The organism is Flagellimonas baculiformis (assembly GCF_033441575.1).
In the GTDB taxonomy this organism is placed as follows: Bacteria; Bacteroidota; Bacteroidia; order Flavobacteriales; family Flavobacteriaceae; genus Flagellimonas; species Flagellimonas baculiformis.
Genome location: NZ_JAUZVW010000020.1, coordinates 1 through 26,516, shown reverse-complemented (window position 1 = coordinate 26,516; position 26,516 = coordinate 1). Strand labels below are relative to the sequence as shown.

Below are 26,516 nucleotides of genomic sequence, written 5' to 3'. Positions count from 1 at the left end.
CAGACCCCCTCTTTTCAACATCATAATCTCAATAGATATAATCTATAAAACAAATCTAAAGGCCGTCCCTTGTCCGAGAAATAGTTTGCGAGCTTATCTTTCGAAAACTATTGGAATAAATATTTAATCCACAACATTAGTTAAATATCTGCGCTGCCGAAACGAAAAAAACTCTCGCCTTTTGTCCAGGGAACACCCTATTGGTGATGTGCTACAAGGGTAAATTAAAAGGGATATATTCATAAAAGTTCCGAGCTTATCCTTTGACCGTGCAAAACCTTCTTTGCAACATTGTCATTTTCACATAATGATCTGTCAAAAAATCGTAGGCTTTTAAGAGTTCATAAAGCTAGAGATCTTCTTGTGGGTTATGATTGGATTTGCTCCCTCGCTCCTTGCGACCATGGCACCAACGGCACATCCAAAATCAATGGCCTTTTGTGGCCCTTCACCTGATAACAGTTTATACAGCACCGAGGCAAGGAAAGAATCCCCTGACCCTACGGTGTCGACCACTTTGACACGATAACCGCTATTGTAAAAGAATTCTCCCTTATGATAGATTACAGCTCCATATGCACCCTTTGTCACACAAATGGTTTCCGTATTCGTCAATAGCGAGAGTCTGGCTATGGTACGTTCCATGGAATTAAATTTTATATCCAGATAGCCAGCGACTTCAAACAGTTCATCATCGTTGAACTTAATAAAATTTGATTTAATCAAGAGATCCACTATAATGTCCCTTGTATAATGTGGAACTCTCAAATTAACATCAAACACTTTGTATCCCGCTACGGCCATCAAGGCCTTCAGGGTTGACCGTGATTGTCCGTCCCTACAAGCTAAGCTACCAAAAATAAAGATGTCGGATGTCTTGACCTGGTCCAATCCATTTTTTGACAATGGGACCTTATCCCATGCCACTGGGTATGCAATATCATAAGAGGCAATACCCTTATCGTTCAAGACCACATTTACCTCGCCTGTCCGGAATTCATCGTTGACTCCAATACAACAAGTGTCCACTCCAATACCATTTAGGTATCCCATAAGTTTTTTACCATTGCCATCATTTCCAATGGCACTGATTATGCCTACTTCAACCCCATAGGATTGCAATCTGGACGCCACATTTAAGGGAGCTCCCCCAATCCTGGAATATGTAGGGAAATTATCAAACAAAACCTCACCAAAGCAAATTGCTTTCAATACACTCATAACTAATAAAATTAAAGAGTGAGGGCATGACGCCCCCACCTTAAAAACTAACTAAACTCTATTCCTTTTTATCTTGAAGCCCTTATCATGGGTCAAATGGTCATTCCTTCAAGAGATAGTAATAAACCGTTGCTTGATATAGACTCCTATTTTGCTCATTTTTTCCCCATTTCTTGGGTTTATATCTTTCAAGGGTAGCTCTAAATGAAGTTCTGAAAGGCACATTATCGGCCAGGTGAAAACGGTTGACCACAGTAATTCCATTTCCATCAATTGGAGTCTGGGGTTGGTTGGCAAAAGAACTCTCAAAAGTTGGAAAGGGAGGTTCGGCGGACCAGGCATATCCGATGTAATCCTCACTGCCCGTTCCAAAGGTGGAAGGAAACATTTCTCCATCCACATAAAATTTCTCATCACCTTCTCCCCACCACCAATCTATATTCTTTTTGTCCCATTTTCCATACCACCAAGAGGATGCTTTTTGTTCTGGCTCCTCCCATTCATTTTGAATTTGCAGCGTAATCCCACAATACCTACCGATTCCATTGACATCCAAAAAAGTCCACTCCAAATTACGATCATCCACGCGCGCCCTGGGACGACTACTTTGTTCAATTTGGTCCACATTAATGTGTCCCCAACCATCGGAGGATAGGTCATTGATCACGATTTGGGCAGATTTACCCTTAAAATCCGAAACATCCCAAGAATTCCAATACAGGGTTTCGATGTCATTTCCAGTAGCGGTTCGAACAACCTTCCCTCCTACCAAAAGGGAAACATTTACCTTGTCCAGGTCACTACCGCCCCCGACCAAGAGATTGATAAAGTCCTTGGAAATCTTAAATTTTGATGACTTCAGCGTACCAATGGCCTCATCACCATTTTGAAAAGAATTTACATAACCCTTGCCCAAATATCCTTCCACTGGGCTTTGACGGCCATAACTCTCCATTGCTGCCGGGCCGCTTCCAAAGGCATCGCCTTCCACGGTCCATCCTTGGTACGAAAGACCTTCAAAATCAAAAACCACTTGAGCGTCAGCTGTTATTATCGGCACTAATTGTTCATTATCGGCTAAGTAGCTACTATGGAACCTAAGGGGATTGACTTTATTTTCAATTTCCTCGGACTGCTCAAGATATAAGGTAAAGGAAATGGGCAGTTCACCTTTGTTTTCAAAAACCAATTCCGCCTTTTTGGTGTAGGGCATGACCCAATTGGAATACAGCCTATTTCCGATTACCCCAACGGGTTGGGCCCGAAAAGGATTCAATGCTTCACCCGTCCCAAAAAAAAGTCCCATGGGGGAATGGACCGCAGAAGGGTACTTGTCATCCCATGAAAAATTCATCCAAATATTTTTCAAGGCATTGTCTTTGTTCAATCTCTCCAATTCGACCTCCATTCGCTTGATGGCTCCACTGCCGGTAAGGTTCAATACCCGCTTCCGCTCGCCTGGCCCCAAAGAGACGGATAACCGCTGTCCTTTCCTATCATCATTTTTAGCCAGATATCCTCTTTTTCCCAAAAGTCTATCTGTTTCCGCCAATGCGATTCTCTCTTCATTGGTATAATTGCCATCAAAGGAATCAACTCTTTGGTTCTTTGGAAGATTCGAACATATAATGTGGTAATAGGCCCCCCAATCACCGGTAAACGTGATCTTGCAATGCTTTTGATAGGGAATCGGAATAAAACTGTTCCTCCCTCTGGACAATGTTTTGACCAACTCGGGAAAGTTCATTGGTGGGATATCCTCTTCAAAAGTCTCAAAAAAAGCCCTGAAAGGTTTATCAATGATGGGGTTCTTTTGTCCATCTATATATATCTTGATATGACCTTCCTTGGCAAGGGCAGACCAGAACCGCCATATGACACCAGGCCCATCAGCCTCAAATACCACAAGTTCATCTCCCTCCTTTCGGATAAATCCGTCTCCATCACCATTTGCTCCCCACGACACATATTTTTGTTGTAGCGTATCATATTTGGAAGAACGATCGTAACTGGAAAAGGTAGCCGTTTTTTCAGCTGGATCAGGAACAAAGGTCAATTGTTCCTGATCATGTAGCCTTTTCAACAAATCCGTATAGGAGAGCTGTTGTGAGCTTCCCAAGATAGGTAGAAGAAAGGCCATCCATACAACCAATATGCCATAGGTAGACCTCAACCAGTAGAATTTTATTTGAGCGTTAACGAGTATCATTTATCAATGAATTATTTCTGCTGGTGCAATTCAATATTATCGAGATCCCATCTGTTCAACTTTTTGATATGGACCGTACCCCCTTCAGTGAAGAATTCAATATCGGTACTGTTGGCATCTGGATATATCTTGGTGCTTATGACGGTTTCACCATCATTTCCAAAAACCTCAACACTGGAACGATCCACAAAAATGTGCAGTTTCACGATTTCTGTTTTTCTCATGGGACCTGAACTGACCATGGGAAACAATCCTGAAAAATCAACTTTTCCACTTTGGGTCCTATCTACGTTAAGCTCTTGGCTGTCCACATCATAAAAAATGGTTGTTTCCTGGTCTCCCCCTTTCCCTATTTTGACACCAAACTTCTTGCTCTTGATCTCATTAAATTCAACCTCCAATTCATAAACATTCTTACTTGGCTGTAATTTGGAAGGACGCCATACACCTTCTATGGTATTTGGGGAAACCTTAACCTGTTTTTTTCTTAGGCTTTTTAACTCCTCAATAGGGTGCTGTACCAGTCGTATTCCTTCGGCAAATGTCTTCAATTTCAGCTCTCTTGGAATGGATTGGAGTCCCCTTAAAGGTTCAGATGCCACATACCTCCAACTGCCCATCCAACCTGTCCAAACAATTCTATCCTCATTTGGCCCATAATTATTCCAGGCTCTGGCGGCAAAAAAGTCAGGACCATAATCAAACCAAAAGGATTTTTCACGTTCTCTTTGGTAAGCACGATCACTCTGCATAATATGATCCACATAGATATAACCCGCTTCATCGGTCTTTGCATCTACAGCTTGAATGGACGCTTGTTTACCAACAAATTCAGATACGTTCCAGGACTTCCATTGGAGTCCCCCGGAATTATTTCCACTTTGCGATCGGACAATTTGGCCATCCACAATCAAATTGATGGACACCTCGTCAGGGTAGTACCCTCCCCCTATCAAGAAATTCATGAACTCCTTTTCTATCTCGAAAGTTGGGGAGGTAACTTTTCCGACCGAACTGGCTTTATTATGGAAACTGTTCAGGAACAATTTACCCTGTTGCCCCATGATGGCACCTTGTTGAAAAAGGGCCCTATCCGAGGGGGACTCCAAAAATGCATCGCCCTCCATGTTCCATCCATCAAGGCCATTCTCAAAATCAAAAAGCACCTCCCCATGTACTTCATTGTCAAATGCCATCAGGTCCTCTCGAAACCCTTCATCGAGGACAAAACGTTTTCCATCAAAATGTCCAATAAAATATTGCCCTGACAAAGGCTGTACACTGATGGTCAAGACCCATCTGGTATCTTTAGGGTCGCCATCAACCGGCAACTCGAACAGATCTACACATTCCCATACCCCGGCTTTGGCACCCCATGGGCCAAAATCGCTGAGAAAGTCCCAATCGATCAAGTTATCCGACTCAAAGAATTTGATTTTTGGAACATCCGCCCATCCAATGGCCATGATCCACTTCTGGCTAGGAGGATACCAAAATACTTTGGGGTCCCTGAATTCCCGTGAACCAATATCCAAAACGGGAAATTTGTCCAACCGTTTCCAACTTCTAACACTGTCCAGGCTATAAGCCAAACCTATGACCTGTGTGTTCCACGGTTCAACTTGGTTGTGCCATAGGGATATAAATGGTGGATTCTCCGGGGTTCCCAGACCACTTGTATTGTCCTTGTCATATACGATAGTTCCTGAACCACCAAGTTGTGTCATACTTTGACGAATGGAATCCTTCACCTTGGTAGGCGTCGAAGCATCCCATAACAATCGTCTGTTTTCGGTCCTCCGTCTTCCATAATCCGTAAATTTCCAATGCACAAAATCCTTACTCTTGGCAACTCCCCAATTATTATAATAATAGCCATCAAAATAGTAAAGACCAGTTGGGTCACCTGAAGGGTAAAAATGATATGCAGGGTCAAACTGTCCATTCTTGTCCTGGCCGTATGATGCATTTATAAGACAGTACAATAGGCCAAAAACGATGCTAAGTTTTTTCATAATTTTTTCTAATCTCTTGATTTATTGTTTGTAGGCTCAGCATATTGCCATTCTATGGATTTCATTGGCCAAATACTCAGTTGATCGATGTTGTCCTGGAGCTCAAATCCCATGAGTTCAATTCCTTGGGCATCGTCTTCCGTAAAATAAATCCTGTCGGTAATGGAAGTCCTCTCATCAACATAAATTTCTATCATCGATCTGTCCAAAAAAATATGAAGTTTGATTTTTTCCCCATCCTTGGCCAGGGGTGCCTTAAGTGCTTCGAAACGGCGTTCAGGTTGTTCCTGTATTTTATCGAACACGACCGAATTTGTCTCTGGTTCATAATAAACCATTGCTTGTGGGTTCTTGTCCTTGGATTGGCGGACAATTATCCCCCTTTTGATATTCTCCTTAGTGAACTCCAATTCAATCTCAAATTGGGATCCCCGCACTTTTATTAAACTGTCCTTTATAGCTGAATAAGTACAATTTTCACAGTCGATGGTAGGTTCCATCCGAAGGTCCTTGAGTTCTTCAATAGGGGCAAATTGTAATGCACCATCATCCCCCAGCCATAGGTTTATTGGCAGACCGGCATTATGTGCCCATCCCATGTCGAAGGTATCGGTACGTCCATATTTTCCCTGGGCTATGGAAAAAACAATCGACCTATTGGTTTTCGGATCCACCAATCCACTTGGACCTGTAAACCCAAAATTGCCATAATCCATCAACCTAGGTTCATCATCATCCGGAACAAACTTTTTACTATTCTTATCGAATTCACCGATCCAATAAAAAACCTCAACATCCGCTTCGTTTCTGATGGGCAAGACCATGAAAACATATTTATCCGTTTTATTACCTGAACTATCGGGTAATGGCAATAAGACGGGCAATTCCCAGACACCTCCCAAAAATGGGTACTTTTCAATATCGCTGATATAGACCGGATGAAGATGCTTCCATGAGCGCATATTGGAAGATTCAAATAGGGCTGCTGTTCCTCCTTTTTCTGCAATCCCGGTTCCGACCATCATATAATACATATCATCGACCTTAAAGACATAAGGATCCCGGAACTCCCGATGCAGATACATCGCAGGTTTATCCACTATCAACCCGGTTTTGTCCCATTGGATTAAGTTACGGTCATCTTTATCCCTGGGGTATGCCGTGGATACATATTGATTTTCATGCTTGTTATCATTCCCCGCCGTGTAAAATAAGTACGGGGTATCATCAGGACCTACATAGGCCGATCCTGACCAAATACCATCGGGGTCGACATCTCCCTTCTCAGGTGCCAGTGCAATATCGGCGTGTTTCCAATAGACCATGTCATCACTCACCCAATGGCCCCAGTGAATCTGGCCCCAATAGGGCCCGAACGGATTGTGTTGGTAAAATAAGTGGTATTTGCCCTTGTAATAAATTGGGGCATGGGGCTCGTTCATCCAATGTGCAGGTGCCATGGCATGGTAGCCGGGACGGAACCCATCTTTTAGCTTGGAATAATCCAATCGTAAACTCTCTACGAGTCCATCCACACTTCGTGGCTTATATCCGGCCAGGGAATTGCCCGCGGTCCATTGGCGAATATTCAACTCATCCAATAACCCACTGATCATGTTAAACTTGAATTTTCTCCCAAAACCACTGGCATTGGAATTCCTTCCTATGGTCAATTGGTAATCCGTAGCGGTAAAACTATCCTCTAAATCCTTTATGTCCAGGGATTCTTCCAGGACTTGCTCGCCATTTCTTGCAATCTGTATTGATTTCCCATTATAGCTTATTTGAATAAAGTTCCATTCATTTTTTTTCACAAACAAAGAATCGTTGGTAAACCGTTTTTTTCCTAAAGATGATTGGAACTGTAAAGCAAGCTGGCCATGTTTCAACAGGCCTACTTTAAAACCTAGGGAATCGGTCACTGAAGTATAGTCCACGATGGCGGATAGTTTATTGTCAACAGCACTATCAAAGGCCCGTGGTGCCAACCAAAAGCTGAGTTCGAACGTTTCCGGTAACCTAAAGTCCTGTAGTTCCATATAGGTGGAATACCCGTCAAAAAGAAGGGAACCTCCCTGACCAATATTTTTCCAAAGAAAATGTGGTTTTTCGTCCGTAAGGCTATAGGGAGCATTGTACAATTGCACTTCATGCTGCGCCGCAAATTCCTTCCACCAGGATTCCCCGTTGAAGGAAAGGTGCAGTTCCTGAGCCTGAAGGGCAAAAGGAAGGGTAACCAAATACAGTAAGGCCCTAATAAAAATCTTCATTTGTGTTCTGTTTTCAATTTTAATATGGTATCGGTAAATTAATGTGAGGGCTCACGGCCATGGAATGATTCCAATAAAGTTTACCCAATTGCCATTGGAAAAAGAACGGGGTTTCCCCCGTTCCTTCCACTAAACAAACTACAGTTACCTGCTACTCAAATAATCAATACTATTTTTATATATTTTTTCCACGTTGCTCAAATAGGGGTTGTCCCGGTCATCGTTCATGCTCCATTCCATGCCCCCGATGCCTATGGTAATGATATACCCTTCAAATCTTTCAAATGGGTTCCAGACAATGATTCCTGCGGCAGTCTGCGCCTCAATGGTATGGTCCCAAATGGCAATGGGCTCCGCATTGTACAAGGAATTGAAGGTTGCATAGGGTGCGTTCGTAAAAGATCCCAGGTTCCAAAGGGCATTGTGGTCTTCTTTGTATCCTGGGTCGATGACATAGGCCAAATTGGTATCGAAGAACTCCAGACCGTTCGAAATGATATTGGACAAGGAAGAACCACTGAAGCCGATGCCCCAACTATCGGGGTTTGATCCACCGGCACCTGTACCAATGATGGTCCTCAATCCAGAGGTGTCCCTTCCAAGTTCCTCGACCAGACCTGTACCCAAAAGCCCGGCCACGATCTTACCTCCTTGAACGTAAAATTTTGAAATCACATTCAACCGTTCCAAGACGGCATCCGGTTGGTCGGAAGAACCCACTTGATCATGTACATAGACCAAAACGTTGACACCTTCCAAGGCTTCTTCGGTCAGCCCTTCATAGGGGATATAGACATAGTCATCCCCATAGGTTTCCTCGGTCCACAATGCAGCTGCTTTTACGTCATCATCAGAGATATCAGCGATGGTTGCACCATCCCCCAAAAAGGCTATTTTAGAAGGCAATAGGGTTGCACTGATACGATAGACCCTTTCGGAATCACCATTGTCTACGGTGATTTCGTTCGGTTCGTTCAGGTCCAGCATCGAACCACTGGCTGGGGTCAAGCTGACCCCTTCGGGAACGGATGCCTCAAAGAGTACCGAGGTCAAATCGGTGTTTCCAGCCAGACTCACCTTTATCTTCCCGGCCAAATGGTCTATCTCGGCACTTTTGCTGTTCAAACTTGCACTTTCAATGATGTTGAGAGTTGAAGGACCATCCATATAATTTTCCCTTTCTTCACAGGATAGCAATCCCGTGAGAACCATCATGAATGCAATGACTTTATAAACGATTATGTTCTTCATTTCTCTTAATTTAGTAGGTAATCAATTGCATTTGCATGTAAACGATGGATATTATCCTGAAAATCGTTGACTGCCCCATTATTATCTTCCATACTCCATTCCAACCAACCACCGGTATTCAAAATCATGGTTCCTTGGTACTCTCCTTGAGGTTTAAACTCGGCAAGGCCAATACCACATCCTCTGGAGTCCAACCACTCATACCACCTGATCAAAACACTATTGGTAGCGGCTTCAAATTCCAAGGCTCTTTCTTCGCTGCATTGGGCCTCCGTGAACAACCCGTTATATGAAGCTGCGCCAAAATCGATTCCAAAATTCCTATCCTCCTTGTACCTCGCATTGTTCATAGGATAATAATCCGTACCTCCTTGATCCAAACCAGCTAAAAGGGGATGGTTCTGGGATTCAGATGGACTGGGTACCGTATAGGTGCCCCTCAATCCCCATGCATCGAAGTTTTCTCCTCCGACAACACCGGTATTACCGCCTTCATTGGTGAACACCGTTCCCCCTATATTGATCCGGCCGATATCATCCAAAAGGTTAATGGCAAAACCTTCCACCATTAGGTTTCCTCCCGCTTTATAATAATCGGTTATGATATCCACCTTTTCAGGCGCCAAACCGCCATCAGGCATTTCCTGGGTATCCACATTGTCCCAATACAGTAGGATCAATTCTGTACTCTCTAGGTCGGTACTGGTCAATGAACCGGCCTTTAAATAGACAAAATCCTCTGCATAGTTCGCCTTTAACCAAAGAGCTGCTGCCTTAGTATCGGGCTCCGATATACTTTCCAAACAATCTGCCCCACATATAAAGGCAATCTTATTAGACGAAGCAATTATTCTTGCATTGACCGAATAGGTTTTTGTTAAGCCTTCCACATTGGTCACCGTATAGTCAATCGATCCCGAGGTAAAATCCTGTGATATGCCAGAATCCGGTGAAACACTTGACCCTTCGGTCAATTCGATTATCGGGGTAATCGCGGAAACATCAGTTCCTGCGGGAAAATCCAAATTGATCACTGAAGAAGCATTATCAATGATCCCTGTGACACTACATATATCCTCACCCGTTTTCATGCTAGTAATCAATGGCTTAGGCGATTGGCTTACCGTTACAAAGTAGGATTTGCCCGTAAAGCCATCGTTTGACAAAACCGTAAATTTGACCGGATTGCTAAAATCCTGTGCCACACCCGATTGGGGAGAGGCGGTTGTACCTCCTGGGATTGTATACTGTGGCACCAAAGCCTTAATGTTTGCCTCACTGCCCACATTGACCACAATGCTCCCGTTTTCCTGATCGATGACCCCTTCATTTTCTCCAATGGAAAACGTGGTGATCATGGGGTCCCCATAGGCACTAATGGTGGCTGTATATTGACGGGACGCTCCGTTGTTTGTAATATTGAAAACAACCGGACCACCGGAAAAATCAATGGTACTGCCTGAAGATGGATCCACTGTGGCACCGTCCGGCACGGACAATTCAACGGCCAGATTACTGATGTCCATACCGGCGGCCAAGGTCAAAGTAATGGTTCCCGTTGTATGGTTTATGGCAGCGGCCTGTCCATTGATTTCGAAAGATCGGATGATGGCACTGGTGTAATCGGGCACATTATCCTCGAAGGTAATGTCATCATTACAGCCCAAGGCCACCGTCAATAATGCTCCTAGAAAGAACAGGAGACTTCTTTTGATATAATTTGAATGATTTTTCATCTGTGTTTTTTTAATTGGTTAACTATTAATACCCTGAACGCTGTGAATAGACACCACCTGAGGCATCAATTTCAATTTGGGGAATGGGAAGGAATTCATCCCTTCCTGCTGTAAAGGAAGCACCACTGTAATAGGGTCTTTTACCGCTTTCGGCAAGCATATAGTCATTGATCCAATTTGCGGCTTCGCCCCATCGTACCAGATCATAAAAATGGTGCCCCTCATTGTGCAGTTCCAAACGTCTCTCCATGCGCAACGCCTTCCTAGCATAGGCTTGGGTCACCCCCGTTGTAGGGTAAAGTTCAATGGAGTAATTAGCGGCGGGGTTGCTCGGATCATTAAAATCATAGACCCTAGGGGAGTTCTTTGCCCTAGTACGTATTTGGTTGATAATGGTCATTCCCGTCTCCACATCATTGAGTTCGATAGCGGCCTCGGCTTTCCAGAGCATGACATCACTTATTTTTATCAAAGGCCAATCCAGTGCCCCCTTGGCCCAAGGAAACCCGCCCGAGGACCTTAAATCCGAATAAGGATCGATTTGGTTTTTCTTCCTTACGTAATAACCGTAGGTGGCAATGTCCCTGTTCCAGTTGTCCTGCATGGGCATGCCTTCCCATTTTTTCCATGTGATCCCCGGCCTTCCAATGGAATGGTCCAACCTCGGGTCCACAGGAGTGGTAATATCCCTGGGATCCAGATCGGAGTTGTTATAAGTGTCCAATAAGGGAAGTCCGGCATCATCAACTTTAAACGCATTGACGATGTTCTGGGAAGGTTTGTCAAAGTCATCACCATTGAGATAGGGATGATTGGTATCGTCAGCGGGAGAATCCGGAGAGTTCAAAAGGTTGCCGAAATCCAGATTACCATATTCCGAACCATCATTGATCGAGTATTGAATCGCAAAGACATTCTCCTCGTTGGCATATCCCGGTGTGGAATATAGCTTTTCCATATCCTCTACCAATCTATAGGGTCCCGCCAATACAATATTGGAGTTCGTGATCACTTGCTGCCACTCCCCTTGGAATAATTTTGTCTTGGCCAGATAGGCATGGGCCACCAATTTATTGACCCTACCCAGGTCGGGTTGTGTTTCAGGCAATACAGGGATCGCAGCATTGAGGTCCTCCTCAATTTTGCCCCATAGAAAATCCTCATCGAACGAATTCTCAATATTGGGCACCTCTTCAACAGGAGTGTTTTCGTCCAAATAGACAAATGACCCATAGTTTTTCATGGCCTCAAAATAGAAATGGGCCCTGAGTACACGTAATTCGGCCAATCTTACCTCTGCATTGGGGAAATCAGAAGCATTCGCAATAGTGGTCATTGCGCTATTGATCCTAAATATGCCAAAATAAATCGCCCTCCAAAGGTTATATACGTTTTCCGATGAAGGAAACACTTGATGGATTTCCAGGGCGTGCATGCCCCCTCCGGGGTTGTCCCCTACGCCACCACCGCCTTTGTAAGCATCGCCACTTCTGATATCCGAGAAGCACCAATTTGACGGTGCGTGGTCAAATGGCCAATTATCCCTAGTTTCACCTGTATTGTACCTATAATCCAAGGTACTGTAAGCACTTACCACCAACTGCTCCAGATCTAGGTTATCCTCAGATATTACATTCTCAGGACTTACATCCAAATAATCTTCCGAACATGATGCCAAAGACAGGATAGCTATGGACATCATTAGTATTCTTATATTTTTTTTCATCTTTTTAGAATTGTAGATTAAACCCGAGACTAAAAGTTTTCGTGTGCGGATAGACACCCATACCGGCAATACCGATACCTGTCCTGCTCAATCCGGGTACTTCATAATCAAATCCCGTGAAGGGTGTGATATTGATCAAATTTTCAGCCTGGATATAGACCCTTGCCATTTTTATGCCCAGTTTGCTGGTCACTTCAGGATCAAAATTGTAAGCAAGGTTGACATTCTTGAGTCTAAAGAAAGACCCATCCTCCACAAAATAGGTCGATGGTCTTTTTTGATCATTGGAATCTGTCGTACTCAAGGCCGGAATGGTTGAATTTGCATTGCTCGGGGACCAAGCATCCAGGGTATTCAACCCATGGTTGAAACCGAAATAAGGAAAATCCAACAGTTCCCTTTGGGCATTGTACATGTCGTTCCCCTGTCTCCCATCAAAGAATAGCGTGAAATCCCATCGTTTGTAGGATGCGGAAAGATTTATACCATACGTGAAATCCGGGTGGGGATTACCGATGATCGTTCTGTCATCCTGATCAATGACCCCATCACCGTTAAGGTCCCTGTACCGAATGTTTCCAAGTGCCTTCCCGGTCTGTTCAGCATGTACCGCAACTTCCTCGGGAGTTCTGAAAATCCCATCGGCCACATATCCGAAATAAGAACCTATGGGATGTCCGACACCCGTATAGGACACACCCTGTAAAATGAAATTCTCTGAATTACTGATACTTGTAATCTCATTTTTATAGGCAGAAAAAGTTAGGTCAACTCCAAATTTAAAATCTTGGATAGGACTCGATGAATAACCAAGTAAGATGTCCAATCCCCGGTTGACCATGTCACCTGCATTAAAGAAGAGGGTACTTCCAGCTTCACCAAGTACAGAAGGTTGAATCGTCTGCAATAACAGGTCCGATGTGGTTTTCTCATAGACATCGACGACCAAGTTTATGCGATTGTCGAACAGGTTGGCATCCAATCCAATGTTGGTTTGATAGGACTGCTCCCATTTAAGATCTGGATTACCTACTTGATTGGGCGATACTCCTATGGATATACCTCCATTTCCACCACCTGACAAATCGTAGTTACTGTTTTCCACAGCGGTTTGGTAAATCGAATACTGTGCATATTCCAGAATATCCGCATTTCCATTACCTCCCCAAGACGCCCTTAACTTTAAGTTGTTAAAAACATTTGATTCATTCAGAAAGTTTTCATTGGACAAGGTCCAACCAACGGACGCTGTTGGGAAGACCCCATATCTATTGTTTCGCCCAAATCTTGAACTTCCGTCCCTACGAACACTTGCAGACGCATAATATTTGTCCGAATAATCATAGGATACCTTGGCGAACATGGACTCACGTTTACTATCGGCCCCGATACCGTATGCGTCCAACAGGGAATTATCCGCAATGATATCATACTGATCGATATTCTCGAAATCCACCTTGGTTCCCATGGGCACCTGAATCCTTTTAAAGTCGTTGTCCTGGTCCTTCTCATAGGTTTCATGTCCCACAAAAGCATTTACTGTGTGGTTGCCAAAATCCTTGTTGAAACGTAATAAATTGGTGAATATATAAGTATCAGAAACATTCCTGTTTCTTGCAAAACGCTGGTAATTTTGGCCATCCTCAATAAATATATTTCCCAAAATGCTTCCATTCTGGTTAAAGGAGGCCGTTTGCTCATTATACTTATAGCTGTTATGGTCAAAATTAAACTTGGATGAGAAGGTAAGCCCATCCACAATATTGATATCGGCATATACATTTCCAAAGGTTCGCCATGTTTTTTGGACATTGTCCTTGTTGATGTAAAGGATGGCCAAGGGATTCCATTTATCCTGCAAACCAGCTCCAGTTGGTCCTCCATAAGTCCCATCTTCACCATAAACTGGAATCAAAGGGTTTTGCAATAGGGCATCTTCCATAGAATTTGACCTCACTTCCCTAAAGTTTGCAACCGTTAAATTCTCTCCGATGGTCAACCTATTCTTGAAAAGATTGACACTGGAGTTGAGTCTTAAAGTGATTCTTTCATAAAAAGTATGTGAGATGATACCATCATCTTTTGCGTGTCCGAATCCGGAGAATACCTTAAACTTCTCAGAAGCATAGGAATATCCCAGATCGGTTGTGGTAGAAATTGAATTACCTGTGATGACATCCACCCAATCCGTATCGGAAACCCTTAAATTATTGTTTGCATCCAAGAATTCAGGCAAGGGTGTTCCCGGGGTATATACGAGGCTACCGGCGACAACAGGAACACCTCCTTGTGCTGCATACCTCACATCCAGCCAATCCTGTGCGTTCAATACATTGAAATTCTCCCGTATCGTGTTCAGGGTGACCCTAGAATCCAAGGTCAATCTGCTCGTCCCGCTTTTCGCCTGTTTGGTTGTTACCACAATGACCCCCCTTGCAGCTTCTGTTCCATAAATCCCCGCAGAAGCAGCGTCCTTTAGGATTTGAATGCTCTCCACATCATTGGGGTTCAATCCTGCAGGGTTATTTGTCTGTACCCCGTCAATTACCCACAACGGGCCGGTTCCTCCAAAAACGGAGGTCAGACCCCGTATTGAAATCTGGGTGTCATTCCCCCCGGGGACCCCTGATGACGTTAAATTAAGTCCGGGGACCCTGGATTGTAGCTTTGATATTACATTGGGCGTGGATACGGTATTGAGTTCATCCACATCGACCACAGTGATCGCACCTGTGATATCCTTCTTTTTTTCCGTGGTGTATCCCGTAATCACAACGGCATCCAACTGAAAAGTATCTTCCTGAAGTACCACGTCATAATTCGCCCCCTGGGCCACAGCTATTTCCACGGGCCTAAAACCAACATAGGAAATAACAAGGGTTTCCCCATAGTCGGCATCTATCTGGTAATTCCCGTCAAAATCGGTTTGTGTACCTCTGTTTGTCCCTTGGACCAACACCGTGGCACCCAGAAGCGGCAATCCATCACTTTCTGAAGTGACCTTGCCTCTGACGGTCACTTCTTGGGCAAATGAAAGCCCAACAGTGAACATCAGACATATATAAATTAGTTTATTCATTTAGTTAAAATTTTAGTTTGATTTCAGTTAATTTCAGTTTATCATGTTAGTTATCCCATAGGCCAATGAATTAGTTAATTATCAATGATATTATAGATGGTCACGTTTGCTGTCGCAGTTCCCCCGGCTACAAAAAGATCGACACCGTTGGCATTCCCTGAAGTCGGAAAAAAGCGTCCTGTAAAATGGGATTTGTCATTTATGAAGACCTCCAATACGGATCCATCCACAAAAACCCTGAGGTTGATGGTCGATCCAGGTTCAATGGTATAGGCACCTTTCCTCACATCCTTCCTAACCCTTTGATCTGAGGAGGCATTGGAGGCATCAACTACCCATTCTTGATTGACCATATCATAATACACCTTGTACAACTCCTCATTGTCAGGGGTTTTGCCCAAAATAAATCCGATTAAATCGGCATCTCCGGTTTCTATTGTAGCTGACATTTCAAAATGACGGCCTGAATAGCCGTTCAAATAATCAGCGCCACCTTCGGTAAGGGCAATCCCATTGAACTGTTGCTGCTCTCCCCTTAGTCCTGTTAAATCAGGATGTGGACTTATGATGATATCATCTGTGGCGTTCAAGGTCCAAACCTGTGGCAGGCTGAACAAATTGGCCCATCCCTGCTCCATTTGAAATTGTGGACCTACTTCGTCCGGAATAATTCCAATGGCCGTAATATTCCCAGCATTGTCGGTGGTGACCGTAGGGGACAGAAACCCATTGACAACCTCCAATTTTTTTGCCTCCGCAAAATCAGGGATAAATTTCCCATCCACAAAATCCCCGATCCAGTAAGTAGTTACCGCAGGTGTATTGTCCGGGGTTTTTTGGACCAATAACATTTCCTTTCCGTTGGGAAATTCATAGATTACTGGCATTTCCCAAAACTGGCCTTCCCCTTCATTTTTCTGTCCCTGGTAAGCGATACCCCCATAGGTCCAGTTTTCAAAATCCGTACTACTGTAGTAAACAACATTTGCCCCTATGCTGGCTATGCCACTACCTATGACCATATGGTATTCTCCATCCTTATGCCATACGAATGGATCACGAAAATCCATATCCACATCCGAAGGAGCCATTGCAATAACAGGATTGTCCACATTTTTGATCAAGGTTTGGTAATTATCTTGGGAAATGGCGGTTCCAATTCCTGCCTTTATTCCATCCACCCCGGTATAGACAACGGCTGGAGTACCATCCTCAAGAATGACTGAGCAGCCGGACCATATCCCATAATGGTCCCAACCTTCGGTTGGCCAGAGGACGGCATTCTGTTCTTCCCAATGGATAAGGTCAGGGCTGGTGAGATGTCCCCAATTTTGTTGGGCAATACCCAAAAAAACATCGTTTTTCTGGTAGAACATGTGATAGGCATTTCCTTGGTACACCAATCCATAGGACTCATTGGCCCAGCCATAATCTGGAATTGGATGGTATCTGGGCCTGTTCGTATCCTCGGAATAATCCATCCCATAGTTGAAATTGACTTGATCTGGTGCCGTATAATTGGCCGAAATCTGTGCAACATTTTGTTGTGTGGCCTCCCCCGCATAAACCTTTATCTCATCAATGCTCCCAGAAAAATAATCCACATCATATATTCCCATCTTTTCACCATTGGTGTTCTTACCGATTTTTACCGGGATGGTAGTGGCAGCCCATGATATCTCACCTGAGGGGACAACCACGGTCTTAAGGGCCACCTTGTTCAAATAAATAATCAAATAAGACTTTTCTGCACTGAGCCCGACCACTACATGGTTCCATTCGTTTCTATCGAGACTTTCGGTAGTGACCTGTTCCTGTGCCACACCATTGATATGGTATTTTACCACTATTTGACCGAACTTATTGATGGCCAAACTCAGTCCTGAATTGGCTCCCGGTGAAGTCATTGCCAAAATTCCCGCTGTACCCACTGGGTATGATTTGGGTGCGGCCCAGACCGATACAATCAAATTTTTGTTGGGCATCAGGTTTGTAGGCAGTTCACCCACGACTTGATTGGACAGGCCGTCAAAAAATAGGCTTTGTCCCTTTACCCCTGTCATTCGGCTAATATGGTTTCCCTCGATCCCGAAAGAATTTCCGGTATGGACTTCCTTGGTGTCCGTTCCAGAAGACTCATCCATCTTAAATTCGTAAACCTCCCGTAATTCGTTCACTGGCTCTGGATCTGGATCGGGTACCGGCTTTGTTTCATCCTTACTACACGAAATGCATCCTGATATGGAGAACAGGGTAAAGGCAATGCTTAACAGTTGGGTGATCTTACTCTTCATTTTTCGACGTATTTACTTCACTCAATGTGAATTTGTCCAAGGATATACCTTCTGGGTTGACGACTTTGAATTCTGAGAACCCAGAGTTGGGAAATACCTGGGTGGTCATGACGTATTCCCCATCATTAATGAATATTTCAATAGAAGAAGCATCTATGGCCAATTGTAAGGACAACTTGTCCCGATTCCCAATAGCCATTGTTTGATGGGATGTCTCCTTATAGGGGTCACTGAATTCCGAACTACCTGCCTGTCCCCGATCCACAGAAAATATTCCGGTGTCCTTTTCATATTTTATAATATAGCTATCCCCACTTGGATTGGACAATTCAAGTTGTAGAGAATCCTTGAAGGTCGCCTCAAGGGAAATAAAGCTCTCGGACAGGTTTCCAAAAGTAAAATCCGTAGGATAAGTACCGCTGATCCTATCAGCAGATACAGGAGAAGTTTCTTTCTTAAAGGTCTCGATCAATTGACTCTTGAGCAGGTATCCTTGACCATTTTTAACCAAATGGAGCTCTCTGGGCAGGGTCATGGCAGAGCGCCATTTTTCGGTCGGTGTCTTAGTGGCATAATTCCAGTTGCTCATCCATCCGATCAGGATACGTTTTTGGTCCGGAGTATTGTTATATGTCACTCCGGCATAATTGTCTGTGCCGTAATCGAGCCATTGGCTTTTCTTTTGGTCGGTTGTAAAAGTGGTCCCATCATACTCCCCTACGAAATAGCGTGTCCCTGACCCGCCATTCGGGGCACTTTCTCCTCCATGGCTGACTATGAGTACCCATTTTTCCTCTTCTGCACCCTCAACATTCAGTTGAAAAAGATCCGGACATTCCCAAACACCTAGGGGTGGATTGTCATCGAACCCAAATTTGCTGTTCAAAGCCCAATCCTTTAGATCTTCCGATTCATAGAATTGTATATGATCTTTGGCCGCCAAGACCATTTGCCATTTGGATTTTTGGTCGTTCCAGAATACTTTGGGATCCCTAAAATCCTTGATACCGGGGTTTTGGACTACCGGATTCCCTGCATACTTGGTCCATGTTTCACCACCATCGGTACTATAGGCGATACCTTGTGTCTGATAGCTATCACTTCCATTGTTCTCCTTTTTGGGATCATGATATGTGAAAATGGCGACCATGGCATTTTTTCCAAAGCCCGCTGTATTGTTTTTGTCCACGACCGCACTTCCTGAAAATATGTAACCCAGACTATCGGGGTATAGCGCAATGGGCAGATGCTCCCAATCGAGTAGGTCCTTACTCTTGGCATGGCCCCAATGCATAGGGCCCCATACCGTATCATCAGGATAATGTTGATAAAAAAGATGGTAATATCCATTGTGGTATACGAGGCCGTTGGGATCGTTCATCCAATTTGTCTTTGGGGTAAAATGAAACTGGGGGCGATATTTTTCCACTGTTATTTCTTTTTCAATCTCTTGGTTCAAGGTCACAAGCTCATTTTGGTCTTTTTGAGCCTTCTTACAACTACCGATTAGCAACACTAGGACCATGGAGATGTATTTCGCTTTTTTTGTCATTGATTTTTTTTGTTTGGTTATTAATTTCTGGCTTGATTCTTCTAGGGACACCCCTTTCGTCTCTGGCATAATAAAGGCTACAAAAAGCAATTGCAGTACCATCATAAAAGCAAAAAAGGCAAATACGGCCCCTGCTCCAACGACGGAGAACAATACTGGGATAAGTGACGGAATAATTGCGGCAAGTACCCAATGGACAGAACTCCCAAAGGATTGCCCTGAACTTCTTAGGTGATTGGGAAATATCTCAGAGATAAAAACCCAAATGACTGCCCCCTGACCAATGGCATGCGAGGCAATGAAGAGAAAAAGAAAAATGGGCACCGCAAGGCCCGTCCATTCAAGGAAAAAGGCACAGGATACCAAGGTCAACGATATAATATATCCCACCGAACCGAAATACATCAATTGTTTTCTGCCCAGCCTATCGATCAAGTAGACCCCCAACAACGTGAATACCAAATTGGTGATGCCTATACCGATACTGCTTAACAAGGCTGTGCTTTCGCCAAGACCAGCTTCCTCAAAAATTCGTGGAGCGTAGTACAAAAAAGCATTGATTCCTGAGAATTGATTAAAAAAGGCAATGAGAAAGGCCAAAATCAATGGAAACCTGTATTTTTTGTCAAAAATGGTCTCAAGTCTGGTAGTATTGTCCTTATCCTCCTGGATTTTCAACATCAATGCCTCTGCATCCCTATCGGGATCAATACGTTGGAGCACCTCTCGAGCCTCATGAGTTCTAAACTTTGACAATAGCCACCTTGGACTCTTGGGTACACTCAGCACGAATAGGGTGTAAATTATCGCGGGAATGGCCTCCACACCCATCATCCATCTCCAGTCGTTCTCTCCAATGCCATTCAACAAAAAATTGGAGAAGAATGCGATTAAGATTCCAAAAACGATATTAAATTGGTAGAGGCCTACAAGTTTGCCCCGATCCTTTGGAGGCGCGATTTCGGAAATATAGGCCGGAGCTGCAATGGTTGATGCTCCAACACCTATACCACCGATCAATCTGAAAATGGCAAATATATAGGGGTCATTTGCAAGTGCGGAACCCAACGCTGAGATGGTATACAACACCCCTATCCAAAGCAATGTATTTTTACGTCCTATCCTATCGGTGGGTATACCTCCAAAAATCGCTCCGATTATTGTTCCCCATAGTGCAGTGGCCATCACGACCATTCCATGGAAAACATCAGATGAGCCCCAAAGCGCCTGTAGTTTTTTATCGGCCCCTGAAATGACCACTGTGTCAAAACCAAAAAGGAAACCTGCCAGAGCTGCCGTGGTGGCCCACACCCAAATTTTTTTCATATCGATTTATCTATTGCATTTTTGCTAATGTATTCGCAATAAAATGATATTGATATTACTGATGTTTCAGTTTTTTACGTTTTTGTTAAGAAAGCGTTATTTTATTGTACTATTTTGATTTACAGCACTTTGATTAAAAATCTTAATATAACCAGAGGTCAAGACTTTAGAAATTGTAACCGGAATTTGCACAGACGTTACATCTATGGGAAGGTTGGGAAGGTAAACGCTTAAGTTTGGGATGATTTTCTAAAGGCTCCAGGGGAATTTCCGAACTTGTTCTTAAACGAAGTGGAAAAATAACTAGGGCTGGCAAATCCGGAAGCATACGCCACCTCGGAAATGGGAAGGGACGTATTTTCCAACATGGACTTCGCCTTTTCCAATCGGATATCACTGATATAATCACTAATGCTGATTCCGAAGATCGCCTTGACTTTTCGGTATAACTGTACCCTTGAAACATTGAGGTTATCTGCCAATGCCTCAACGGAAAATTCGGTGTCATCAATATTATCCATGATACTCTGATTCAGTTGATCGATGAATTTTTGTTCCAGGTTACCATAATTGCCCGTACCCTCTATTTTATAAAAATTATTGGTATAGTATAAGCGTAGCTTTTCGCGATTGTATAGCATTGATTTGATGGACTGGATCAAAATAGCATAACTAAAGGGTTTGGTCAGATATAGGTCTGCACCGGACTGAAGGCCCTTTAAATAGGACTCCTTGTTATCCAAGGCGGTCAGCATGATGGTCGGTATGTGGGAGGTCTTCAGATCATTCTTCAAAATCGTGCAGATTTCAAATCCGCTCATTTCAGGCAAATTGACATCGCACAAAATGATATCCGGGACAAACTCGAATGCCTTTTCAATGGCATCTGTTCCATTGGACATGATGATATCGTAATCATCCATCAACTTGTGTCTAAGAAACATTGAAAGTTCCTTATTATCCTCAACAATGAGTATGGAATATTTTTCCATATTCGACCCTAGTACATTCTCAGAGACATTGCTCTCAATAACAGTTTCGGAAGCAAAATCGGGAATCGCCGATTCTTCCAGTTCCACATAATCAATGATGTGATCTTCATTAAAATGTGTATTTCCCTTAAAAAGGGTAATAATGAACTCAGTCCCTTTATGCGATTTCACTTCAATTTTCCCCAAATGAAGTTCAATGAATTGTTTGCTCAGGTGCAAACCGATCCCCGAACTGTTTTTCCTATTATTGGAACCCTTAAAAAATGGATCAAATACATTCTTTATTTCCTTTTCGGGGATTCCTATCCCATTATCCTTGATATGGATATTGACCTCATTGCCCTCTTCGTTATCCTTGATGAAAATAGTGATCCAACCATTGTCCGGTGTAAACTTGAATGCATTGGAAAGAAGGTTGAAGAAAACCTTATCCATTAAATTTCGATCAATAAAAAGTTCCAGATCCTTGTTATTGCTATCAATGGCAAACTTGATGCCCCTCTTTTTGGCTTCGCGGGCAAATTCAGCATGGATATTTTTTGTAAACACAAAAATATTGGTAATGGAGGCCCTAATATTGAAGGTTTTATCCTCTGCCTTTCTAAAATCCAACAGGTTGTTCATAAGCCTTAACAATCGGTTGGAATTGGTATGGATAAGTTCCAGTTCGTTCATTGCCCTCGGTTTGTCTACCATGGAATCCGCCAAGGAATCCACTGCACTCATGATCAGGGTCAGTGGTGTTTTGAATTCATGGGATAGTCCTGTAAAGAAATTGAGCTTGGCCTCGTTGCTCTCTTTCACCTCCTTGGCTATTTTTTCAATCTGATTTCGCTGTACCGTAATTTTTTGGTTGATGACCTCCAATTGCCTATTCTTTTTTCTAATGGTAAAAATTGAATAAATGCTATAAAGGGCAAGGATGAGCACAACCCCAAACAGGACCAGTGTAATCTGCAGTAATTTACTTTGGGCATAATAGCGCTCTTCTTGTTCCTTAATAGCTGCGGTCTGCTTTTCAAGATCTGCCTGTTGGTCATTGATCTTATCAAATTGGTTTTTCATGATATCGGCATTCCTACGGTTGATCACAGTAGTACCGAGGAGATTTTCTTTGGCAACTTCTTCTCCTTTTACGAGTTTTACGGCCAGCTGCAAGGCTTCTGAACCCCCGGTGGGGTACAAAATTGATGCCTCCAATATTCCAGTGCGTACCAAGTTTATTCCCCCTTCATCTCCGTTTAGACCATCAACCCCAATAAACTTGATTTGACCTTCCATACCCTTTTGTCGTGCTACCCGCCATGCCTGATAGGCCATAAGATCGTTGAATGCATATACATAATCAATCCCATCGCTTCCCAGGGAATCCAATACTTTTGAAAATCTATCCTTGGGGGTCCCGTCAATATTACCTTTGATACTTAAAACAAGGTCAATGTTCCGGTGACCATCAACAACCTGATGGAAGCCCAAACTTCTTTCGATGACCGGGGACGAATTATCACTTCCCTTAATTTCAAGAACTTTGGTCGGTCCATTGGCAGCGGAAACAATATAATTACCGACATCTCGACCCACTTCCAGATTATCCCCCCCAACAAATGTGGAAAACCTATCGGTACTGACTTTCCGATCAATTAATACCACCGGAATCCCAGAGTTATAGGCCCGTTCAATAACCGGAACAATGGAATTGGGTTCCAATGGAGAGACAATAATGGCGTCATATCCTTCATCAATCATTTGATTGATATCCTCAATCTGTTTATTGGTATTATAATTCGAGGAGAAAATGGTGAGTTCCACACCGCTCTGTAATGATGCCTCTACCTCCATGCTATGGTTCATAGCCTTTCGCCATTCATGATCACTGATACATTGGGAGAATCCCACTCGGATAATATCCTGATTATCGGTATTTATGCAGGAACACCAAAGAATACCAAAAAAACAAAGGAGTAGCCTGAATACAATATTCTTGTTCAAATTCATTGTAAATATCATAGAGGTAAAATTAACCAAAGTTTCATAACCCAGCTTGCTTGCGAACCATGGCATTTGCAAACCATTTAAAAAACAAAAATGAATTTTGGAAAATGAGTTATGACTTTGGACCTACCTATAATTTAAGAATCTCTTTTCTTTCAACTAGACGTACTTTAAATGGAAGTGCTGGAGATGGTATACCACACTCGCCGGATAAAATTAGGCATCTTCAAAACTAACATAAAAATCTGACTTTCAAATCGGTAATGGCAAATATTGGAAGTCTCAAATTTTCCGTCTTTAATGGTCTCTACCAACCGGCTCATCCAATTTGCCCCATAAAATTCAAGTCCCCAACATGTTTCTAAGCCCCTGCATGTCCTTGCTGATCTTTTGTTCCAGTACCCTTGCGTAGCCTTGGGTCGTGGTAATCTTTGTATGGCCCAACATCTTGGACACCGTTTCAATTGGCACACCATTGGAAAGTGTGACCGTAGTGGCAAAGGTATGCCTTGCAGAGTGGAAGGTCAGATGTTTTCTAATACCTAGTTCTGTAGTGATTTCCTTAAGATAGGCGTTTACCTTTTGATTGGAGTACACCGGAAGGAGCTGTCCCTCTTCTGTACCTGGAAAGTCCTTATATCGCTCCAATATATCTCCTGCGGGGCCCAAAAGTGGTATCCGCACAGGCTGGGCATTCTTTTCCCTTTGGGTAAAGATCCATTTCCCCCCGTCAATGCCCCTAAGGATATTTCCTTCCCTTAGTTTTCGGACATCACTATAGGATAGACCGGTGTAACATGCAAACACAAAAACGTCCCGAACGATGGACTGGCCCTGTTTTTCCAAATGCCCATTGGCCAGGATATCCAATTCGAACTCGTCCAAGTAGGAAGAACGGTGTTTGTGGAACTTGAGCCTATATCTTGCAAAGGGATGGCGGTCCAACCATTCCAGGTCCATGGCAAGCCCCATTAACTTTTTGAGGCGCTCCAAATGTTTCATCACTCCATTGTTGTTCAATTTGTTGTTCCCCTGCAGTGGTGGAGAGTTCCACAGGTACTGCTCAAAATCGATTATAAAACCATATTTGAGCTGCTTCAGGTAGATGTCACAGGATTTGTGATGGTCCTTGAGGAAACGTTTCAAATACTTTTCAGTGGTAAAGTAGTTTTTAAGGGTCCCTGCCTTTAAGGTCCCCTTCATATTGGAGTTATGGAATCGGACAAGTTCCATCAGTGACCTATATTCGGGGTCTTGACCGACGAACCTGTTTTTGACCATGGCCGGGCTGACCAGCTCATATTCCCTGCAAAGCCCCTCGTATATTAGGCTAAGCTCATGTTGGGTACGGTCCAAAAAGGTGTTCAGCTCCTTCTCCGAATGGTTGTCCAGGGCCGTTCTTTTGTGGATTTGGTCCCAATAGGTAACCAAGGTCTGTTTTTTAAGGCTGACCTCTGCCCTTTTTCCGTTGATCAAGATACGTGCATAGATGGGTGCATGTTCCCCTTTTTGTTTGGCCATATTGAGCCAGAACAATACTTTAAAATTGTTTGAAGTGCGCATGGTTCCTCACTTTTTGTTGAACGATCGTTTTTTGCGAAAGTCGGATCAAAGCGAAAGTCAGATCCATGCCGGTTACCAAGGTAGAAAATTTATGGTGCCTCAAAAAAGGTAACCAAAAAGGTAACTTTTTAACAGTTTTTAACAGAATCAAATGAAATCAAGGAAAAAGTAAATCCTTGATTTTCATTTGATTTAGCTTTTTTTGGTGACCTTTGTAGGCCACCTTGTCGGGATGACTGGATTCGAACCAGCGACCACACGCACCCCATGCGTGTACGCTACCAGACTGCGCCACATCCCGAAATTCTGATAATCAAATAGTTAAATCTATTTTAACCTTAAAAATCGACTTTTGATTTGTGCAAAAAATGCTCATTTTCACTCTTTTTAAGTATATTTATGTGCAAATCTTGTGCAAATTTCAAAAGCTATGTTACAAGCCGAAATTTTTATTGACACCAGAAGGAAAGCCAAAAAGGGCTATCCAATCAAGCTGCAAATATACTGTACTTTATCTCAACAACGCAAGTACATCCATACCAAATTATATCAAAGTAGTAAAACCAAAAAAACACCCGAAGCACAAGAAGCTTTATCAAAGCTACTTATGAGATTGGAACCTCTTAAAGAACTTCCACTAAATGAAGCCTTTCCCCTACTCCAAGAAGAGGGCGATTTGGAAATCTTAGCGATGAAGCAAAAGCTTGAAAAGCACATTGCCTTTGTGGATTTCTACGATTTCACCGAAAAATTGATTGGTGAAAAGGAGATTATGAATATGGATACAAAGGCATTCAAGGATGCCATTAGGGAGGCAAAGAATTTCATGGGAGATAAACCTTTTGGGCTTAATGATATCACCTACAATTGGGCTAAATCCTTCCAATTGCACAAAATGAAAAAAGGTACTGGTCCAGGAGGAATAAGTTACTATTTAAGAACCATCCGAACCATCCACAATGAAGCCATAAAAAGGGATATTGGAATTAAAGACACCAAACCATTTAAGGGCCTCATTACAAATACTGTCAGTGAAGAACACGAACAAAAACAATGGAGTATTGAGGATGTGAAAAAGCTTCAGAAATTTGAACATTCAAGAGCAACAGACACCAATAAGGCCAACATGAAGCGAACAATTGACATTTTTATGTTTCAAATTGCAATTGGGGGACATGACCTAGTTGACGTAGCAAATCTCAAATGGTCTAATATGGAAACGCCGGACATAGTATACCACCCTCGCCGGTTCAAAGTGACCATAGCTGGCCGGACGAAAGTGACCCACCT

General features: G+C 43.2%; 13 protein-coding genes, 1 tRNA gene and 1 pseudogene. 1 reads left to right on the top strand and 14 read right to left on the bottom strand.

All coding sequences use genetic code 11. The annotated features are described in order from the left end of the window. Positions 1 to 333: 333 nt before the first annotated feature. From SD450_RS18755 to SD450_RS18690, 14 genes and pseudogenes are all read right to left on the bottom strand, one after another. Positions 334 to 1,221, bottom strand: a complete 888-nt coding sequence (locus SD450_RS18755) for a PfkB family carbohydrate kinase (RefSeq protein WP_318345900.1) — start codon at positions 1,219 to 1,221, stop codon at positions 334 to 336. A gap of 100 nt (positions 1,222 to 1,321) precedes the next feature. Next, positions 1,322 to 3,430 carry a DUF2961 domain-containing protein gene (locus SD450_RS18750; protein WP_318345899.1) on the bottom strand — a complete coding sequence of 703 codons (2,109 nt, stop codon included), beginning with the start codon at positions 3,428 to 3,430 and terminating at the stop codon, positions 1,322 to 1,324. 11 nt (positions 3,431 to 3,441) lie between these two features. Continuing rightward, complete coding sequence (locus tag SD450_RS18745) at positions 3,442 to 5,445, bottom strand: glycoside hydrolase family 32 protein (RefSeq protein ID WP_318345898.1); 2,004 nt, start codon at positions 5,443 to 5,445, stop codon at positions 3,442 to 3,444. An 8-nt stretch (positions 5,446 to 5,453) separates the two neighbouring features. Next, the gene (locus SD450_RS18740) at positions 5,454 to 7,715 is read right to left on the bottom strand and encodes a GH32 C-terminal domain-containing protein (RefSeq protein ID WP_318345897.1); all 2,262 of its coding nucleotides are present in this window, start codon (positions 7,713 to 7,715) and stop codon (positions 5,454 to 5,456) included. A 144-nt stretch (positions 7,716 to 7,859) separates the two neighbouring features. After that, positions 7,860 to 8,966 carry a DUF4960 domain-containing protein gene (locus tag SD450_RS18735; protein ID WP_318345896.1) on the bottom strand — a complete coding sequence of 369 codons (1,107 nt, stop codon included), beginning with the start codon at positions 8,964 to 8,966 and terminating at the stop codon, positions 7,860 to 7,862. A 5-nt stretch (positions 8,967 to 8,971) separates the two neighbouring features. Then, the gene (locus tag SD450_RS18730) at positions 8,972 to 10,702 is read right to left on the bottom strand and encodes a DUF5018 domain-containing protein (protein WP_318345895.1); all 1,731 of its coding nucleotides are present in this window, start codon (positions 10,700 to 10,702) and stop codon (positions 8,972 to 8,974) included. Between the two features lie 25 nt (positions 10,703 to 10,727). Next, positions 10,728 to 12,428 (bottom strand): RagB/SusD family nutrient uptake outer membrane protein, encoded by a 1,701-nt coding sequence (locus tag SD450_RS18725; RefSeq protein ID WP_318345894.1) that lies wholly within the window; start codon positions 12,426 to 12,428, stop codon positions 10,728 to 10,730. Between the two features lie 4 nt (positions 12,429 to 12,432). Beyond that, positions 12,433 to 15,507 (bottom strand): SusC/RagA family TonB-linked outer membrane protein, encoded by a 3,075-nt coding sequence (locus tag SD450_RS18720; protein WP_318345893.1) that lies wholly within the window; start codon positions 15,505 to 15,507, stop codon positions 12,433 to 12,435. 74 nt (positions 15,508 to 15,581) lie between these two features. After that, the gene (locus SD450_RS18715) at positions 15,582 to 17,801 is read right to left on the bottom strand and encodes a GH32 C-terminal domain-containing protein (RefSeq protein WP_318345892.1); all 2,220 of its coding nucleotides are present in this window, start codon (positions 17,799 to 17,801) and stop codon (positions 15,582 to 15,584) included. Continuing rightward, complete coding sequence (locus SD450_RS18710) at positions 17,791 to 19,182, bottom strand: glycoside hydrolase family 32 protein (RefSeq protein ID WP_404828262.1); 1,392 nt, start codon at positions 19,180 to 19,182, stop codon at positions 17,791 to 17,793. The genes SD450_RS18715 and SD450_RS18710 overlap by 11 nt, the downstream gene beginning before the upstream one ends. A 150-nt stretch (positions 19,183 to 19,332) precedes the next feature. Beyond that, a pseudogene (locus SD450_RS18705) lies at positions 19,333 to 20,679 on the bottom strand (sugar porter family MFS transporter); the annotation flags it as partial. Positions 20,680 to 20,909: 230 nt separating this feature from the next. Next, entirely contained in the window at positions 20,910 to 23,666 is a 2,757-nt protein-coding gene (locus SD450_RS18700; RefSeq protein WP_318345901.1) for a substrate-binding domain-containing protein, read from the bottom strand. A gap of 339 nt (positions 23,667 to 24,005) precedes the next feature. Beyond that, on the bottom strand, positions 24,006 to 25,226 hold the full coding sequence (locus SD450_RS18695; RefSeq protein ID WP_318345891.1) for a site-specific integrase: 1,221 nt from the start codon (positions 25,224 to 25,226) through the stop codon (positions 24,006 to 24,008). Between the two features lie 227 nt (positions 25,227 to 25,453). Next, positions 25,454 to 25,527: transfer RNA gene (locus SD450_RS18690), tRNA-Pro, on the bottom strand. Between the two features lie 129 nt (positions 25,528 to 25,656). On the opposite strand from SD450_RS18690, the gene SD450_RS18685 reads away from it, so the two are divergent. Next, positions 25,657 to 26,516 (top strand): phage integrase SAM-like domain-containing protein (locus SD450_RS18685; RefSeq protein WP_318345890.1); only part of this gene is annotated, 860 nt, incomplete at its 3' end.

Excerpts from the sequence above, each read along its gene's own strand:
- SD450_RS18725 (WP_318345894.1), bottom strand. The coding sequence starts at position 12,428 with ATGAAAAAAAATATAAGAATACTAATGATGTCCATAGCTATCCTGTCT.
- SD450_RS18695 (WP_318345891.1), bottom strand. The coding sequence starts at position 25,226 with ATGCGCACTTCAAACAATTTTAAAGTATTGTTCTGGCTCAATATGGCC.
- SD450_RS18745 (WP_318345898.1), bottom strand. The coding sequence starts at position 5,445 with ATGAAAAAACTTAGCATCGTTTTTGGCCTATTGTACTGTCTTATAAAT.
- SD450_RS18715 (WP_318345892.1), bottom strand. The coding sequence starts at position 17,801 with ATGAAGAGTAAGATCACCCAACTGTTAAGCATTGCCTTTACCCTGTTC.
- SD450_RS18730 (WP_318345895.1), bottom strand. The coding sequence starts at position 10,702 with ATGAAAAATCATTCAAATTATATCAAAAGAAGTCTCCTGTTCTTTCTA.
- SD450_RS18710 (WP_404828262.1), bottom strand. The coding sequence starts at position 19,182 with ATGAACGATCCCAACGGCCTCGTATACCACAATGGATATTACCATCTT.
- SD450_RS18750 (WP_318345899.1), bottom strand. The coding sequence starts at position 3,430 with ATGATACTCGTTAACGCTCAAATAAAATTCTACTGGTTGAGGTCTACC.
- SD450_RS18755 (WP_318345900.1), bottom strand. The coding sequence starts at position 1,221 with ATGAGTGTATTGAAAGCAATTTGCTTTGGTGAGGTTTTGTTTGATAAT.
- SD450_RS18740 (WP_318345897.1), bottom strand. The coding sequence starts at position 7,715 with ATGAAGATTTTTATTAGGGCCTTACTGTATTTGGTTACCCTTCCTTTT.
- SD450_RS18720 (WP_318345893.1), bottom strand. The coding sequence starts at position 15,507 with ATGAATAAACTAATTTATATATGTCTGATGTTCACTGTTGGGCTTTCA.
- SD450_RS18700 (WP_318345901.1), bottom strand. The coding sequence starts at position 23,666 with ATGAATTTGAACAAGAATATTGTATTCAGGCTACTCCTTTGTTTTTTT.
- SD450_RS18735 (WP_318345896.1), bottom strand. The coding sequence starts at position 8,966 with ATGAAGAACATAATCGTTTATAAAGTCATTGCATTCATGATGGTTCTC.